At 61.6% G+C, this 16688-nt stretch carries 17 protein-coding genes and 1 tRNA gene; 10 read left to right on the plus strand and 8 right to left on the minus strand.

The window, feature by feature from the left end:
- Positions 1–3 precede the first annotated feature (3 nt).
- A complete protein-coding gene (locus tag NKJ12_RS16625) occupies positions 4–1071 on the plus strand; it encodes a BMP family ABC transporter substrate-binding protein (RefSeq protein WP_352508441.1) in 1068 nt (355 codons plus the stop codon).
- Positions 1072–1135: 64 nt separating this feature from the next.
- On the opposite strand, the gene rimO is transcribed toward NKJ12_RS16625, so the two are convergent.
- The 4 genes from rimO to NKJ12_RS16645 form a co-directional block, all read right to left on the minus strand.
- Positions 1136–2449 (minus strand): 30S ribosomal protein S12 methylthiotransferase RimO, encoded by a 1314-nt coding sequence (gene rimO / locus NKJ12_RS16630; protein WP_352703951.1) that lies wholly within the window; start codon positions 2447–2449, stop codon positions 1136–1138.
- 149 nt (positions 2450–2598) lie between these two features.
- Complete coding sequence (locus NKJ12_RS16635) at positions 2599–3258, minus strand: TerC family protein (protein WP_352703954.1); 660 nt, start codon at positions 3256–3258, stop codon at positions 2599–2601.
- Between the two features lie 171 nt (positions 3259–3429).
- Positions 3430–3837, minus strand: a complete 408-nt coding sequence (locus NKJ12_RS16640) for a DUF930 domain-containing protein (RefSeq protein ID WP_352703956.1) — start codon at positions 3835–3837, stop codon at positions 3430–3432.
- Positions 3838–3933: 96 nt separating this feature from the next.
- Positions 3934–4023 (minus strand) — tRNA-Ser (locus tag NKJ12_RS16645).
- 445 nt (positions 4024–4468) lie between these two features.
- Between NKJ12_RS16645 and NKJ12_RS16650 the strand changes: the two genes are divergently transcribed.
- The 9 genes from NKJ12_RS16650 (at position 4469) to NKJ12_RS16690 (ending at position 13898) form a co-directional block, all read left to right on the plus strand.
- Positions 4469–5215, plus strand: coding sequence for a hypothetical protein (locus NKJ12_RS16650; protein ID WP_352507395.1), 747 nt, complete (start codon positions 4469–4471; stop codon positions 5213–5215).
- A 272-nt stretch (positions 5216–5487) separates the two neighbouring features.
- Positions 5488–6711, plus strand: coding sequence for a septal ring lytic transglycosylase RlpA family protein (locus NKJ12_RS16655; protein ID WP_352703958.1), 1224 nt, complete (start codon positions 5488–5490; stop codon positions 6709–6711).
- A gap of 131 nt (positions 6712–6842) precedes the next feature.
- Positions 6843–7976 carry a D-alanyl-D-alanine carboxypeptidase family protein gene (locus NKJ12_RS16660; RefSeq protein ID WP_352704071.1) on the plus strand — a complete coding sequence of 378 codons (1134 nt, stop codon included), beginning with the start codon at positions 6843–6845 and terminating at the stop codon, positions 7974–7976.
- A 64-nt stretch (positions 7977–8040) separates the two neighbouring features.
- The gene (tmk, locus tag NKJ12_RS16665) at positions 8041–8715 is read left to right on the plus strand and encodes a dTMP kinase (protein ID WP_352703960.1); all 675 of its coding nucleotides are present in this window, start codon (positions 8041–8043) and stop codon (positions 8713–8715) included.
- Positions 8712–9767 (plus strand): DNA polymerase III subunit delta', encoded by a 1056-nt coding sequence (locus NKJ12_RS16670; protein ID WP_352703962.1) that lies wholly within the window; start codon positions 8712–8714, stop codon positions 9765–9767. The genes tmk and NKJ12_RS16670 overlap by 4 nt, the downstream gene beginning before the upstream one ends.
- A gap of 121 nt (positions 9768–9888) precedes the next feature.
- On the plus strand, positions 9889–11475 hold the full coding sequence (gene metG / locus NKJ12_RS16675; RefSeq protein ID WP_352704073.1) for a methionine--tRNA ligase: 1587 nt from the start codon (positions 9889–9891) through the stop codon (positions 11473–11475).
- Positions 11475–12269, plus strand: a complete 795-nt coding sequence (locus NKJ12_RS16680) for a TatD family hydrolase (RefSeq protein WP_352703965.1) — start codon at positions 11475–11477, stop codon at positions 12267–12269. Before metG ends, NKJ12_RS16680 begins: the two co-directional genes overlap by 1 nt.
- 3 nt (positions 12270–12272) lie before the next feature.
- Positions 12273–13091: an MBL fold metallo-hydrolase gene (locus NKJ12_RS16685; protein ID WP_352703967.1), complete on the plus strand. Its 819-nt coding sequence runs from the start codon at positions 12273–12275 to the stop codon at positions 13089–13091.
- Positions 13092–13307: 216 nt separating this feature from the next.
- Positions 13308–13898: a hypothetical protein gene (locus NKJ12_RS16690; RefSeq protein ID WP_352703968.1), complete on the plus strand. Its 591-nt coding sequence runs from the start codon at positions 13308–13310 to the stop codon at positions 13896–13898.
- 102 nt (positions 13899–14000) lie between these two features.
- Here the strand turns inward: NKJ12_RS16690 and NKJ12_RS16695 are convergent, their stop codons facing one another.
- The 4 genes from NKJ12_RS16695 to NKJ12_RS16710 are packed head-to-tail and all read right to left on the minus strand — an operon-like array spanning position 14001 to position 16623.
- Entirely contained in the window at positions 14001–14555 is a 555-nt protein-coding gene (locus NKJ12_RS16695) for a DUF2076 domain-containing protein (protein WP_352703969.1), read from the minus strand.
- A 32-nt stretch (positions 14556–14587) separates the two neighbouring features.
- Positions 14588–15295, minus strand: a complete 708-nt coding sequence (locus tag NKJ12_RS16700) for a Bax inhibitor-1/YccA family protein (RefSeq protein WP_352703970.1) — start codon at positions 15293–15295, stop codon at positions 14588–14590.
- A 24-nt stretch (positions 15296–15319) separates the two neighbouring features.
- On the minus strand, positions 15320–16093 hold the full coding sequence (locus tag NKJ12_RS16705) for an anti-sigma factor family protein (RefSeq protein WP_352703972.1): 774 nt from the start codon (positions 16091–16093) through the stop codon (positions 15320–15322).
- Positions 16093–16623: a sigma-70 family RNA polymerase sigma factor gene (locus NKJ12_RS16710; RefSeq protein WP_502905714.1), complete on the minus strand. Its 531-nt coding sequence runs from the start codon at positions 16621–16623 to the stop codon at positions 16093–16095. Before NKJ12_RS16710 ends, NKJ12_RS16705 begins: the two co-directional genes overlap by 1 nt.
- Positions 16624–16688: the final 65 nt, after the last annotated feature.

Here is a 16688-nt window from a genome sequence, read left to right on the forward strand (position 1 = left end):
ACAATGAAAAAACTGCTTATTGCCCTGCTGGCGACAACGGCCGCATTGTCGCTGGCGGCCTCAGCCGAGGCGGCGGACAAGCTGAAGGCATGCTGGGTCTATACCGGCCCGATCGGCGATTTCGGCTACTCCTACCAGCACGACCAGGGCCGCCTCGAGGTGGAAAAGGCACTCGGCGACAAGGTCGAGACCGCCTATCTCGAAAACGTCTCCGAAGGCCCCGATGCCGACCGCGCCTTCGAGCGCCTGGCGCGCGAGGGATGCAAGATCATTTTCGGCACATCCTTCGGCTTCATGGACCCGGAAGTGAAGATCGCCAAAAAATTCCCCAAGGTGATGTTCGAGCACGCCACTGGCTACAAGACCGCCAAAAATCTCGGCATCTACAATGCGCGTTTCTATGAAGGCCGCTACGTACTTGGCCAGATCGCCGCCAAGCAATCGAAGTCGGGTGTCGCCGGCTACATCGTTTCCTTCCCGATCCCGGAAGTGGTGATGGGTATTAATTCCTTCATGCTAGGCGCACAGTCGATCAATCCGAACTTCAAAGCCAAAATCGTCTGGGTGAACTCCTGGTTCGATCCGGGCAAGGAAGCCGACGCCGCCAAGGCATTGTTCGACCAAGGTGCCGACATCATCGTCCAGCACACCGACTCGACCGCTGCGTTGCAGGTGGCGGAGGAGCGCAAGCTGCACGGCTTCGGCCAGTCCTCCGATATGATCAAGTTCGCACCGCACGCGCAGCTGACCGCACTGACCGACGAATGGGGCCCGTACTACATCAGCCGGGTCCAAGCGGCACTCGACGGCACCTGGAAGCCCGACAATGTATGGCTCGGCATCAAGGACGGCGCCGTCAAGCTGGCGCCGTTCACCAACATGCCCGACGACGTCAAGGCGATGGCCGAAGCCACCACCAAGAAGATCGCCGACGGCTGGAACCCCTTTACCGGGCCGATCGCCAAGCAGGACGGCACACCTTGGCTGAAGGAGGGCGAGGTCGCCGACGACGCCACGTTGCTCGGCATGAATTTCTACGTGAAGGGCGTCGACGACAAGCTGCCGCAGTAGGCAACCGGAAGCACACCGAACGAAAGAGCGCCGCGAGCGCCCTTTCATTTCGGACTGAGTGATCTCAGACCGCCGAGCCGTAGAGGTCGTAAGCGTCGGCGCGATCGATCTTGACCGTGACGATGTCGCCGGCGCGCAAGGGCCGCCGCGACTGGATATGGACCGAGCCGTCGATTTCGGGCGCGTCGTATTTGGTCCGGCCCTTGGCCGAATTGCCATGCGCCTCGTCGATCAGGACCGGCAGTCGCTTGCCAATTTTCCTGGTGAGCTGCGTTGCCGAAATCTTCTGCTGGCGCTGCATGAAGCGGTGCCAGCGGGCTTCCTTGATCTCCTGCGGCACCTGCTCGAGGCCGAGCTCGTTGGAGCGGGCGCCTCTGACCGGCTCGTATTTGAAACAGCCGGCGCGGCCGATCTTCGCCTCGTCCAGCCAGTCGAGCAGCATCTCGAAATCGTCGTCCGTCTCGCCAGGGAACCCGACGATGAAGGTGGAGCGGATGGCAAGGTCCGGGCAGACGTCGCGCCAGCTGCGAATGCGCTCGAGCGTCTTTTCGCCATGAGCGGGCCGGCGCATGTTCTTCAGCACCTGCGGCGAGGCATGCTGGAACGGAATGTCGAGATAGGGAAGAATCTTACCTTCGGCCATCAGGGGGATGACGTCTGCGACATGCGGGTAGGGATAGACATAGTGCATGCGCACCCAGACACCGAGCTTGCCCAGTTCTTCCGATAGATCGAGGAACTTCGCCCGCACTTCGCGGTCGCCGAACATGCTGGTCTGGTATTTGATATCGATGCCGTAGGCGCTGGTATCCTGCGAGATGACGAGGATCTCCTTGACCCCGGCCTTGGCCAGCTTCTCGGCTTCGCGCAACACGTCGGCGGCCGGCCGCGATACGAGGTCGCCACGCAGCGCCGGGATGATGCAGAAGGTGCAGCGGTTGTTGCAGCCTTCCGAAATCTTGAGATACGCATAGTGGCGCGGCGTGAGCTTGACCCCTTGCGGCGGCAAAAGGTCGACGTAGGGATCGTGGCTCGGCGGTGCTGCCTCATGCACTGCCGCCATAACGCTTTCATAGGCTTGTGGACCAGTGATGGCGAGGACGTTGGGGTGTCTTTCACGAATGACGTCCGGCTCGGCGCCGAGGCAGCCGGTGACGATAACCCTGCCGTTCTCCGAAAGTGCCGAGCCGATAGCGCTGAGCGATTCGTCGCGGGCTGAATCGAGAAAGCCACAGGTGTTGACGACGACAAGGTCGGCACCGTCGTGCTTGCGGGCGATCTCGTAGCCTTCGGCCCGCAAGCGCGTGATGATGCGCTCGGAATCCACAAGGGCTTTCGGGCATCCAAGGCTGACGAAACTGACGCGAGGGGCGGACATCAAGCTTTTCCGGATTCAGGATTGGCGGCGCAGTACCACAGTTGTTGCCGCATTGGTATGGGCAGCGGCTGCGGCGAAACGCAACCGCCGGCATCGCCGAACGCTCGCCGAAATCGAAGTCGCGGCCGATGCGAATTCGAGTCGATGCGTCAGCTCACCGCATTGCTGACATGCGGCAAGACTTCCACCGCGCCTCGATAGATCATATCGAGTGCGACATATAAGATGATCAAAAGGCCGATATAGGCGATCCAGCGATGGCGGTGCAGCAGCTTGGCGATAAAGCTCGCGGCAAGGCCCATCAGCGCGATCGACAGGACGAGGCCGATCACCAGCACCTGGAAGTGATCGCGCGCTGCGCCGGCGACCGCCAGCACGTTGTCGAGCGACATCGACACGTCGGCGATGACGATCTGCAATGCCGCCTGACCCAAGGTCTTCTTACGCGCCTTGCCGGCCACCATATCATCGCTGTTGATATCGGAATTGGACAGCGCTTCCGTCGCCTCCACCTCGTCGGCATGCGACGTGCGCAGCTCGCGATACATCTTCCAGCACACCCACAGCAGCAAGATGCCGCCGGCCAGCAGCAGGCCGACAATCTGCAGCAGGGTGACGGTGATCGCGGCAAAACCGATGCGCAGCACCGTTGCCGCCACCACGCCGATGAGAATCGCTCTCTTGCGCTGCTCGACCGGCAAGCCCGCTGCGGCCAGGCCGATGACGATGGCGTTATCGCCTGCAAGCACGAGGTCGATGGCGATGACCTGGAGCAGGGCAGAGAAGCCCGCGGCAGTGAAAATTTCCATCGACTGGAAGTCCCTTGCTGGTTGGCCGACCGTTTGCGTCGAATGCCTGGAGGGCCTAACGTGTATGGTTCCCGCACGTCAAGGGACTGGTTAGAACAAGGTCGGCAATATACAGAGTTTGCGACTATCGGCCCGAAACACCTGCAAAATGCGGCCACAGGTCGCGAATGCCTAGTTATAGAGATTGTATTTGGGCCAGTCGCTTTCCGGAATTTCATCACCGATCCGGTAGCGGAGCTGCAGGACTTCCATATGGTCCGGCGCTGTCTCGCATTTGAATTTCAGCCGGTACCATTGTCCCTTGCTGCGAAACGCAGCACCCGGGCTCCTGATCGCATCGGCGCCCATTTCGGGCGTCGCAAAAGCGTAGGCGACGACACGATCGGCTTTGTATTTGTGGTCGTCGCGGGTAATCCGGTCGAGAATTTCGGCGTCGCATCGCTGCTCCAGCCGGGTTTGCGGATCGAGTTTCAGCAGGCCGGCGCGCAATGCGCTGTCCATCGCGCTGGCCGGCCAAGGCAGCGCCATCCATGCGATGACCGCAAAAAATAACCTATTCATGGGCGGGAGAAGCACCATATTTCGGCGCAAAAATCAATCCGATCGGGGGCTCGCTCGCGTCCCGGCCATCTCGACGCAAGCCCGGGAGATTGCTTTCAGGACAAAGAGCGTCACTGGCGGAGGGAGTGGGATTCGAACCCACGGTGGGCTTGCACCCACGCCGGTTTTCAAGACCGGTGCCTTAAACCGCTCGGCCATCCCTCCAGGGTGATTTTTCAATCACTTAGGATATCGCGAGAGGAGCGGGTTCGAGCTGTCGGTACCGGATTGGCACCAGGACGTTCCCCGATCGGTTCGCGCTCCATTCCTGTAAAGCCGCATTCAACGTCAAGTCAACCGTGGCGGCCGCACCTTTCGGCGCGATCCAGGACGGTGAGCAGCGTCATGGCGAGCTGTTTGTGCTGAGTGTGGAAAATCGTTTTTAAAACCCGCACGGACTATTAATCGTTGCGCGCTGATATGTTGGGCGCATTAGGCACATGTAAGTAAAATCGTCTTCTGGAGTTGAATTTTGGCCGTACTTGGCGCTCTCCCGCCCGGTCTTCGCTGTAGACCAATTCGCGAAACCGACTGGGAGGGAGTGGTCGATTGTCTGTGCAGGGGCTTTCCGGCGCGTAACCGAAGTTACTGGATCCGGGCTCTGACCCGTTTGTCGAAGCGGCCTGCGGTTGCCGAGTTCCCACAATATGGCTTTGCTTTGGAGCATGCCGATCGGATCGTCGGCGTTGTGCTCACCCTTTATGCGCGCTACCAGGGGTCGGAGAGCGAGGAAATCCGCTGCAATCTTTCGAGCTGGTCAGTCGACGCAGAATTCCGTTCCTATGGCGCCATGTTGGTTGCGGCGGTTCTCAAGCGGAAGGACGTGACCTACACGAACATTTCGCCGGCGCAAGCGACATTGAAAGCCAACCGGGCGCTCGGCTTTCGGCTCTTCTCCAGCGGACAATTTACCTTCTTGCCGGCTTTAAGTTCGGCGCCGCGGTCATGTCGCGTGGTCGAAGTGCGTCCCGATCTTCCGGAACTGGCGATGCTGTCCGAGAGTGAGAGATACATACTCTCGGAACACGCCGCGCTGGGGTGCCTGTCGTTGATCTGCATCTGCGACGGAGCAGCGTTCCCCCTGGTGTTGATGCCGCGCCGAATGTTGCACGGTCTTATCCGGTGCCATCAGGTCATCTATTGCCGCTCGCTCGCGGATTTGAGCCGCTGCGCCGGTGCCATGGGGCGCTTTCTCTTGCGAAGCGGAATCCTGGTTTGCTTTGTCGACGCCAAGGAGCCGATTCCAGGTTTGGTGGGATGGTACCGCCCCAACAAGGGGCTGAAATACTTCAAGGGTCCCAGACCACCCACACCTGGAGATCTGACGTTCACCGAGCTCGTGATCTTCGGTCCCTGAGTCTGCGCTCGCAGATACGCCAGGCGAGGTTCAAAGCCCGCCACGAACGGCGTTTTGCTGATCTAAGCGATGACTTCATCCCGACCGGCGAGACGGTCCGCGCCACAATCTCGCCCGGTTCCGACCACAATCGGTTAATACGGTGATAAACAATTCCTGCGCACAAAAAGCATTGGGGTAGGGCGTTGCCGGCGTTTCTGGAGTGGGTGCTTTGGCATCGCTGACGTTTATGCTGCGGTGCCTTCGTCGATGCTATAGGGGACAATCAAAATATGCAGACCACGGCGCGCCCGCGTCTTCGTCGCGCTTTCGCTTTCGCGCTGTTGGCCTTGTCGGCAGCGTTTCTTGCGGCATGTGCCGCGCCGCAGCAAAAGGCGATGGTCAACAAGAAACCTCGCTCCAAGGAATATTTTTCCGAAGCCGAATATGGCGTGAAAGCCAGCCCGCGCGTGATGTTCAAGACGTCTCGGGGGCGCGACCAGCTCGGCAAGCCCTATCAGGTGCGCGGCAAGTGGTATTATCCGAAGGAAGACAAACGTTACGCCAAGGTTGGCCTAGCGTCCTGGTATGGTGAGGCGTTCCACGGCCGGTTGACCGCCAATGGCGAAGTCTACGACATGGCAGATCTGACGGCGGCGCATCCGACTATGCCGCTCCCGAGCTATGCGCGGGTCACCAACATGAAGACCGGCAGCTCGGTGATCGTGCGCGTCAACGATCGCGGACCCTATCATGATGGACGCATCATCGATGTGTCGAAGCGCGCTGCTGAAATGCTCGATTATGCCAATATCGGTACGGCCGAGGTGAAGGTCGAATATGTCGGCCGTGCGCCGCTCGAAGGCAATGACGGGCAGTATCTTATGGCTTCGTATCGTCCAGGCAACAGGGCGCCGGATCCGTCGGACGGTCTGCCCAGCGGTGTCATGGTCGCCATGAATGGGCCGTCGCCAAGCCTGGCGGTGAGCGCTGCAGCCGTGCCGTTCCCCGGTCAGCTGACGAATACCGGGCAGGGATCCGATGCAGGGCCTGTCATAGCGGTGCAAGCGTCTGCTTCGGGAGACATTGTACTGCCCGATTTCGGCCCGATCGTGCCGGAGCGTCCGGAGATCAACCTGCCGGCGCAATCTCCATTCACCATGGCGTCGCTGTCTTACGCCGACGAGCGCGTGCAGCGCGCCTCCAACGCGTTTGCCGAGCTGGACGACACCGGCATGTCGCCCGCCGAGCTTCTTCAATCGTGGAAGCGGCAAGCTCCTCCAACCCGGTTGCCCACGGACTATGTCGCGGCGGGTTCGTTCGAGGATGCCGCCGAAGCCGAGCGTGTGGCTGCCCAGCTTTCCAGCTTCGGCAAGACCGAAATCCAGCGCTCGGAACTTGAAGGCAAGGACTGGTACTCGGTCAACCTCTATGCCGACGGCCGTGGCAGCCTGGACGAGATGCTGCAGGCATCGTGGTCGCATGGTGCGCCCGATGCGCTTGCTGTACGCGACTGAGCTCGGGGCTGCCTGGTTTTTTCGTGCGCGATTGATCCGCCAGGCAAAAGCCTGATAGCTTCTGCCAACGTGCAAGAGCGCCGGCTCACTGGTCGAATCTGATGAAATTTTTTCACCCTTTCACTGGGCTTATGGCGCTCGGCCTGCTGCTGCTGCTCTCGCTTGCGCCGGCCTCAGCACAGCTTTTCGAGACCAAGGCCGCGCAGGCCTTCATGATCGATGCCGAAACCGGAACCGTGCTGTTTTCCAAGGACGCCGACAGGTTGATCCCGCCGGCCTCGTTGGCCAAGCTGATGACGATGGAAGTGGTCTTCAACGCCATCAAATCGGGGCGCATGACGCTCGACGATACCTTCGTGGTGAGCGAAAACGCCTGGCGCAAGGGCGGCGCTCCTTCGGGGACATCGACTATGTTCGCGAAACTCAAGTCGACGATCCGGCTTGAAGACCTGATCCAGGGCGTGACCGTGCAGGCGGCCAATGACGGCTGTATCGTCATCGCTGAAGGAATCGCGGGGTCCGAGGCAAACTTCGCGGTGCAGATGACCGAGCGTGCCCGCCAGATCGGCTTGCAGAAATCGACCTTCGTCAACTCCACCGGTCTGCCGGCAGATGGGCAGCAAACGAGCGTTCGCGAACTCGCACTTCTGGCGCTGCATATCTGGCGCAACTACCCGGATCTCTACCGCTATTACGGCCAGAAGGATTTTACCTGGAATAAGATTTCCCAGAGGAACCGCAATCCGCTGCTGGCCATGGATATAGGCGCCGACGGGCTCGCGGTCGGCGCCAGCGAGCAATCCGGGTTCGGCATTGTCGGCTCGGCCAGCCACAACGGCACAAGGGTGATCGCTGCGATGAGCGGCCTGGCAAACGACCGCGAGCGTGCTGAGGAAGCGCGAAAGCTGCTCGACTGGGGCGTTCGCTCCTTCGAGAAGACTGAAGTATTCGCCAAGGACGAAGTGGTTGGCGAAGCCCAGGTCTTTGGCGGCGCCAAGTCCGGAGTCGCGTTAAAGGCAAAAGGACCGGTGCAGATCTTCCTGCCAATCACCAACCGCGACAAGCTCACCGCCAGGATCGTCTATGACGGACCGGTTGCCGCGCCGGTGGAGGAGGGGCAGCCGGTCGGTACGCTGCGCGTCTGGATCGGCGATACTCTGAGCCAGGAGACGCCGCTGTTTGCCGCCGAGTCGATCGGTGTCGGTTCGCTGCCGCAGCGCGCGCTCGACGCCGCCAAGGAACTGGCCGTCGGCTGGCTGCGTTAGCACCGTCGCGGTGGACCTTTTTTCCCGCCGGGACTATACGGTCCCCGAAGTATGGACAAAGGCTTTGGCGCGCGGATTTTTCATCACTTTTGAAGGCGGCGAAGGAGCAGGCAAGTCGACGCAGATCGAGCGGCTGGCAAAGAAGATGCGCGCCAAGAAATACGATGTGCTGGTAACGCGTGAGCCGGGTGGCTCGCCGGGCGCGGAGGCGGTCAGGCATGTCCTGCTTTCAGGCGCAGCCGAGCCGTTCGGCCCCAAGATGGAAGCGTTGCTTTTCGCCGCTGCGCGATCCGACCATGTCGAACAGGTCATCCGGCCGGCGGTCGAGCGCGGTTCGGTCGTGCTTTGCGATCGTTTCATGGATTCTTCGCGCGTCTACCAGGGCGTCACCGGCGGCCTCGACCCGGCATTCATGGACGCGTTGGAGAAGGTCGCCATCAACGGCATGGTGCCGGACATGACGCTGATCTTCGATATCGACCCCGCCGAGGGCCTGAGGCGCGCTACCGCCCGGCGGGGGAGCAGTGACGGACCGGACCGCTTCGAGAAGGAAACATTGGCCATCCACCAACGCCGGCGCGAGGCGTTTCTCGCGATCGCCGCAGCTGAACCCGAACGCTGCGTCGTCGTCGATGCGTCAGCCGACCCCGACACCGTCGAGGATATCGTTACCGCCATCGTCTTCGCGGCTCTCGAAAAGATGATGCCGGCGCAGAGAAGGCAGGCGGCGCCGGTATGATTTTCGAACGCATCGCGCCGGAACAGCACGATACGCTGGACGGGGTGCCCGAGCCATCCGAGACGCCGCGTCTTGTCGGTCACCCGCAGGCGGCCAACATGCTCGCCACCGCTTACCGCTCGGGAAAGCTGCCGCACGCACTGATCTTTGCCGGACCGGTGGGCATAGGCAAAGCGACGCTGGCCTTTCATCTGGCGCATCATCTGTTGAAGCACCCGGCCTTCGAGCAGGCGCCGGAACGGCTTGCCGTTCCAGATCCGGCTTCGTCGCTGTTTCGCCAGATCGCCACCGGGGCACATCCTTCGGTTCTGCATCTTACACGCCCCGCGAACGACAAGACCAAGAGCTTCAAGACAGTGGTCACGGTCGACGAGATCCGCAAGGTCAGTCGTTTTCTGTCGCTGACCTCGCACGACGGCAGCTACCGGGTGGTTATCGTCGATCCCGCCGACGACATGAACACCAATGCTGCCAATGCCTTGCTGAAGAATCTTGAAGAGCCACCCGCGCGCACCTTGTTCATCCTCATCGTCCATGCGCCGGGCAGTCTGCTGCCGACGATCCGGTCGCGCTGCCAGATGGTGCGATTAGCCCCGCTCGATGCCAAGAGCTTGATGGCGGTTCTGGAGGGCATCGAGCCGCCGCCACCCGAGGATCCTGCGGCGCGCGCGGCGCTGGCGGAGCGGGCAGGGGGCAGCGCGCGCAACGCGATCCTGTTGACGCAGTATGGCGGGCTTGAAATCGCCGCCACCCTCGATGCCCTGGTGATGTCCAAAAAGATAGATGTCGCAGGCGCCTACCGTCTTGCCGAGGCGGTCGCCGGCCGCGACCAGGCAATCCCGTTCGAGATATTCAATCGCCGCGCGCTCGACCTGCTGTCGGCCGGCGCCAGCCAGGCCGCGCTCGCCGGCGATCTCGCGCGGGCCAAAACGCTGTCGGATACTTGGCACGAGGCTTTGAACGCTATATCTGAAACCGAGACCTACAATCTCGACAAAAAGCAGCACGCCCTAACCATGATCGACCGCCTGAATTCTGCAATGCGAATGTGACGGCCGCTGGCGTGGCTTTTGAAGCCCCTGAGCATTGATCCCAATCAATCGCAGGAACTTCGAAGCCACCGCATTGGCCTCGGATGGCAATTGCCGTTTCGATGCGATATCTCACCGCGACATCTTTCATTCAGACATTCATGACGGCTCATCCATGTCACGCGAAAAATACTACGTCACGACGCCGATCTTCTATCCGAACGGAAAGCCGCATATCGGCCATGCCTACAATGTGATCGCCAGCGACACGCTTGCCCGCTTCCAGCGGCTCGACGGCAAGGACGTCTTCTTTGTCTCGGGGACCGACGAGCACGGCTTGAAGATGCAGCAGACGGCGGACGCCGAAGGCCTGACGCCGAAGGCGCTTGCCGATCGCAATTCGGCGATCTTCCGTTCGATGCTCGAAGCGACCGGCTGCTCGAACGACGTTTTTATCCGAACGACCGAGGACCGGCACTACAAGGCCTGCCAGGCGATCTGGACACGCATGGCTGAGAATGGCGACATTTACCTCGACCGCTACAGCGGCTGGTATTCGGTGCGGCAGGAAGCCTATTTCGACGAGGCCGAAACCAAGGTCGGCGACGACGGCGTGCGCCGCGAACCGCTCGGCTCGCCTGTCGAATGGACCGAAGAAGAAAGCTATTTCTTTCGGCTTTCCGCCTATCAGGACAGGCTGCTCGCACTGTACGAGAACAGCCCGGAATTCGTCGGGCCGGCGGAGCGGCGCAATGAAATCGTCAGCTTCGTCAAATCCGGCCTCAGGGATCTGTCCATCTCGCGCACCACGTTTAACTGGGGCGTGCCGGTCCCGGGCGACGACAAGCATGTGATGTATGTCTGGGTCGATGCACTGACCAACTACATCACCGCTGCCGGTTATCCGGATCCGGCCAGCGAGAGATGGTCTTTCTGGCCTGCAAACGTTCATGTCATCGGCAAGGATATCGTGCGCTTTCACGCGGTCTACTGGCCGGCTTTCCTGATGTCGGCTGGCATCGAATTGCCGAAGCGCGTGTTCGCGCATGGTTTTTTGTTCAACCGCGGCGAGAAAATGTCGAAGTCGGTCGGCAACGTCATCGACCCGTTCGCCATGATCGAGCACTACGGTCTCGACCAGGTGCGCTATTTCTTCCTGCGAGAAGTGCCGTTCGGTCAGGACGGTAGCTACAGCCATGATGCGATCGTCAACCGCACCAATGCCGACCTTGCCAACGATCTCGGCAATCTGGCGCAGCGCTCGCTGTCGATGATCGCCAAGAACTGCGGCGGCGTGGTGCCGAAGCGTGGCGAATTGAGCGACGCCGACAAGGCGATCCTCGATCAGGCAGATGCCGCCCTTGTCACGGCGCGCAGGACGATGGCCGACCAGGGCATCCATTTGGCGCTGGCGGCGATCTTTGGCGTGGTGGCCGAAGCCAACCGCTATTTCGCCGGGCAGGAGCCATGGGCGCTGAAGAAGACCGATCCGGCACGCATGGAAACGGTGCTGTGGACGACGGCTGAGGTGATCCGGCGTGTCGGATTGCTGTGCCAGCCCTTCATTCCAGGCTCGGCGGCAAAGCTGCTCGATCTTTTGGCAGTGCCGGCGGACAGCCGCGACTTCGCGCATGTCGCCGAAGCTCATGCGCTGGTGTCCGGTACGGCACTGCCGGCGCCGGAACCAGTATTTCCACGCTATGTCGAGCAAACGGATACAAGCGCCTGATGCTGGTCGACAGTCACTGCCATCTCGACTTTCCGGATTTCGCCGAAGAGCGGGCGACCATCGTCGCCCGCGCCCTCGCGGCCGGCGTCGGCCGTATGGTGACGATCTCGACGAGGGTGAAGCGATTTAGCCAAGTGCTTGAGATTGCAGAGACTTTCGATGAGGTCTATTGCTCGGTGGGCACCCATCCGCACAATGCGGCGGAAGAGCTTGACGTCACTGTCGATGATCTGGTGCGGCTCTCTGCTCATCGCAAAGTGGTGGCGATCGGCGAGGCCGGGCTCGACTATTTCTACGATCATGCGCCGCGCGACGCACAGGCTCAGGGCTTTCGCACCCACATCGCCGCGGCGCGCGTGACCGGTCTGCCGCTGGTCATCCATTCGCGCGACGCCGACGACGACATGGCTGACATCCTCGAAGAAGAAACAGGGAAGGGCGCCTTCCCCTTCATCCTGCACTGTTTTTCGTCTGGGCGCAGGCTAGCCGAGATCGGTGTCGCGCTCGGCGGCTACGTTTCGTTTTCCGGTATCCTGACCTTCAAGAACTCCGCCGAGCTGCGCGCCGTCGCCGCCGATGTGCCGCGCGACCGTCTGCTGGTCGAAACCGACGCGCCATACCTTGCGCCGATCCCGTTTCGCGGCAAGCGCAATGAGCCCGCCTATGTCGCGCATACAGCCAAGGTGCTGGCCGAGACGATCGGCTTCAGCGAGGCCGAGATCGCTGATATCACCACGGATAATTTCTTCCGGCTGTTCAGGAAAATGCCGCGCCCGAGCGCGCCGGGCGCCTGACGCATGAGCGACCGGTTACGTCTTACCGTCCTCGGCTGCGGCTCATCGCCGGGCACGCCACGCATCACCGGCGACTGGGGCAGTTGCGATCCCGCGAACCCCCGGAACCGGCGCACGCGCACCGCAGCGCTCGTCGAGCGGATCGCGGCGAATGGCGTCCGGACCACGGTCGTCATCGACACCGGCCCGGATTTCCGCGAGCAGATGCTGCTGGCATCGGTCAGGCGCATCGATGCGGTGGTCTATACACATCCGCATGCCGACCATATCCACGGCATCGACGATTTGCGCGGCTTCGTACTGGAGCAGCGCCACCGGATCGACATCCATGCCGATCAGGCCACCATGCTGCGCTTACGCGAGGCGTTCCGCTACTGTTTCGAAACACCGAAAGGCAGTTCGTATCCGCCGATCGTCAACGCCCATATCATCGACCACGACAGGCTGGTGGTGATCGAGGGCGAGGGCGGCGCCCTCACCCTCGAACCGCTGGTGCAGCTTCATGGCGACATTACCTCGCTGGGTTTCCGCATCGGCGGGCTGGCTTATTGCCCTGATGTCAGCGACTTTCCGGACGCGACCGCCGAGCGTTTGCGCGGGTTGGACGTGCTGGTCATCGACGCGCTGCAATACACCGTCCATCCGAGCCATCTGTCGCTTGGCCAGGCGCTTGGCTGGATCGAAAGACTGGCGCCGAAGAACGCGGTGCTGACGCATATGCATGTGCCACTCGACTACGCCACGGTAATGGCCGAGACGCCGGCCAACGTCGAGCCTGCTTATGATGGCATGACGATCGAAATCCCTTACGAATCAGCGTGAAGGATCGAGTTTTTACGGTTGGGTTTCTGAGTGGGGTCTCAATTCTCGCTCTAAAAGCGGCCCAGCGGCTCGCTGGTGCCACTTCCACGCCACATCCTTATCCGCCATTTCAGTTCCATAATCTATCTTATGCGACTGGTGCGCGCGGGAGTTCCACATCCCGCTGCCGACGGCCAGGCGCGAAGATTCGCAACCGGCATGCTAGGGTTGCGAATCATGAAGCGACTTTGGCTCTTCACAAGTTTCGTCCTCACCCTCGCCTGCGCGCTCACTGGCGCGCGAGCGCAGGACCTTGATCGTGCGCCAGGCGAGAACGACCTGGCTTTCGCCAAACGTGTTGTTGGGTTCGCCGACAATGCTGATCCGCACACCACAGCCGTGAGTTGGAGCGGCCTCCAGACACTCTTCGTCGATTACCAGACCGCTGAGGACTATCCGGAACGCCCGCTCGTCGCGCTGCAACGGCTAGCTGACAACAGATATCGCGCAATCCAGGTCACGATCGGTGAACAAGAGGGCGACACACCGGACATAGCGCTCGGCCTCGCCAACGCCGACCACGACCCGGCAAAGGAACTGATCGTGATACTTTCCTGGGCTCAGATGCACTACGATGTCGAAGGAACGCTCTACGAAGTTCGCATCTTCGACGGTCCAAAGCCAGGCCAGAAGGCGCTGACTCAATTGAAAGCGACCCGGAAGTTCGACGCCACATGCGACTGCCATTGGCGCGACGGCACAACGAAGCACTTCCGCTTCAAGACGATCGCAGCGGTCAAGACTGAACTGAAGCGCCTGGGTTATTAGCCGCCGGCGAGGGCTCGCTTCCCGGATGCTGCCCTCGCCATCTCGCCTATGCTGACCCGCAATCGTCACCAGCGCCGGCACAGGCACAGTCTGGGTCGCTCGTCAGAACTCCATATCACCGAAGTCACCGCCATTGTCGGAGCTGGCATCGCCTGCCTGATCGGCTTCGTCCGGCTGCGGCGTCGGCTGTTCAGCTGCCTTCGCTTCGCTGCCGCCCAACATGCCGGCGATCGCGTTGCCGAGCAGCACTCCGCCGGCCACGCCCATCGTGGTCTGCGCAGCGCCAGCAAGAAAACCGCCGCCTGCCCGCTGTGGCGTGTCCTGCGACCCTTCAGTTGCAACGGAGGCGGCGCGCCCTACCCGCGGAACCGAGCCTGAGCGCCTGCCGCCGCTGCGGCCGAAGAAGCTGCTGAGCGGTCCACCGCTGGCGGGCTGCTGCGCCTGCTCTTCCAGTTCTTCGATGCGTGCCTGAGCTGCGTTCAAGGCCTGCTCCTGCACCACGATCGTCTGGGCCATGTAATATGGCGCGCCAGGCTGCTGACCGATCTGATCCTGGATGAAGCGCTCTGCTTCCGCATCGCGCGGCGGCGCCTGGCGCTCGACATTTGCCAACTTCTCGAAGAGGTGTCCGATCGCCTGTTGATCGTTTCTGTCCATGATATCCGCCTCCGGTCGTGGTCCGACGCCGGCTATTCGCGCTCGCCGGTGAAGTTCAACAGCAGTTGGAAGATGTTGATGAAGTTCAGATAGAGCGAGAATGCACCGAAGACAGCGAGCTTCTGCTGTGATTCCGCACCGAAGTTTTCCGCATACTGCTCCTTGATAGTCTGGGTATCCCAGGCGGTGAGGCCGATGAAGACGGCGATCCCGATCACCGAGATCGCAAACTGGAGCGCGGTCGAGCCCAGGAAGATATTGACGATGCTGGCGATCACCACGCCGATCAGGCCCATGATCAGGAACGACGAGAACTGCGTCAGGTCGCGTTTGGTCGTGTGCCCGTAAAGGCTGGTCGCGCCGAACATGGTGGCGGCGATGAAGAAGGTGCGTGCGATGCTGGTGCCGGTAAAGACCAGGAACACGGAAGCCAGCGACAGCCCCATGACCGCGCAGAATGCCCAGAACATCGCCTGGGCGCCGGCCGCCGACATCGTCTGCATCCGGAACGAGAACAAGAGCACAAAGGCCAGTGGTGCCAGCATAACCACCCATTTCAGCGGTGTGGAGAAGATCGGCACGTAAAGCGCGGGTGTGGAAGCCACCACGAACGCGATCACGCCCGTAACGACGAGGCCAAGGCCCATGTAGTTGTAGACGCGCAGCATGTGCCGGCGCAGGCCTTCGTCGTAGACGGCTCCGGCTCGGGCTCCGGCCCCGATATATCCGAGATTGTTCATTTGGTTCTCCTTCTTGAAGGTCGATCAGTAAAGCGTCTTGGCGAGCGCTTCGGCCGTGAGATCTATGCCTTGGATATCTCTACGTGCGACGACCGCGTAGGCGACCTCGCCGATCTGGAAATAAGCTGAGGAAACGTCGCCCGAGGGAACGACAGTCGGCTTGACGACGTCGAATGTCCCGGGCCTGGTTGCGAACAACGAGACCAGCCCCATCTCTTTCGTCTTGACAGCCATCTCGACGCTCGGGCCGAACTGCGATGGGTAGATCTGCACGTCGCGGACCGTCCAGTCCGCTGGCAGCGATGGCATAATGATCGCCGTCGCGGCGCGAATTTCGTCGGCATTGTAGCCGGGCGCTTCGGGTTGCGACGACATCGCCTCGCGCACGAGCGTCGTGCGGTGCGCCCGGACCGCGTCCTCCACATAGGCGGGCGGATGGGTCGAAGCGACGACTTCCGTCACCGATATCGGTCCGATGAGCCCGTTCGCAAGCCAGCCGGCGGCGACGAAGACAGCGACTGCCGCCGCTCGCTGCAAAGCACCAAGGACGCGGCCGCGCGCCAATCCCCGCTCCAGCCGCCGTGCAGCATCGGCCGTCGCGGGCCGCGCCATGCCTTTCGATCCGGCAAGCGCTACGCGCAATTCGTCACGCATCCGCAGGTCGGACATCACCCGCGCGGCCGCCTCCGGCCGGGCCGAAAGGAACGCCTCGACCTCGATGCGACGCGCCACGTCCAGCTGATCGTCGACATAGGCGTCGAGATCGGTGTCGGTCACGGGATCGCGCAGTTGGTTCATCATCGACCTCCGACGATCTTCAGATGGCCTTTCGCCCGTGCCGGTGCCGCGTCCTCCATCTCGCGGAGTGCCGCACGTGCCCTGCCGATGCGCGACATCAGCGTGCCAAGCGGCACGCCGCTAACCTCGGCCGCCTCGCTGTAGCTGAGCCCCTCGATGGCGACGAGATGCAGCGCGCAACGTTGCTCTTCCGGCAATGTGAAAAAAGCGTCGCGCACCTGTGCCAGACGGACCGAATGTTCCTGCGCAGCCTGGACGCTGGCCTCGGCGAGATAGCCGGCCTGTTCGATGCGCATTGCTTCGGATTTGCGGGTTCGCAAGCCGTCGATGAACGCGTTGTGGACGATCGACAGCAGCCATACGCGAAGGTTTCCGCCGGAGCGGAAGCTGCCGCGTCGCTCATAGGCACGCACCAGCGCATCATGCACCAGATCCTCTGCATCGGCGCTGTCGCGTGTCAGCGAGCGTGCATAGCGGCGGAGTGAACCGAGCTGTCCCAGAATGTCGAAGCGTGGCATCGGCCGTTTCATGTCCTGTTTACGGAGCAGGTCGGAATTTTAATCCCGCTCTCCCCGAATTTTTCGGCTCGCCGCGC

It is taken from the genome of Mesorhizobium sp. M0195 (assembly GCF_040322115.1).
Classification (GTDB): domain Bacteria; phylum Pseudomonadota; class Alphaproteobacteria; order Rhizobiales; family Rhizobiaceae; genus Mesorhizobium.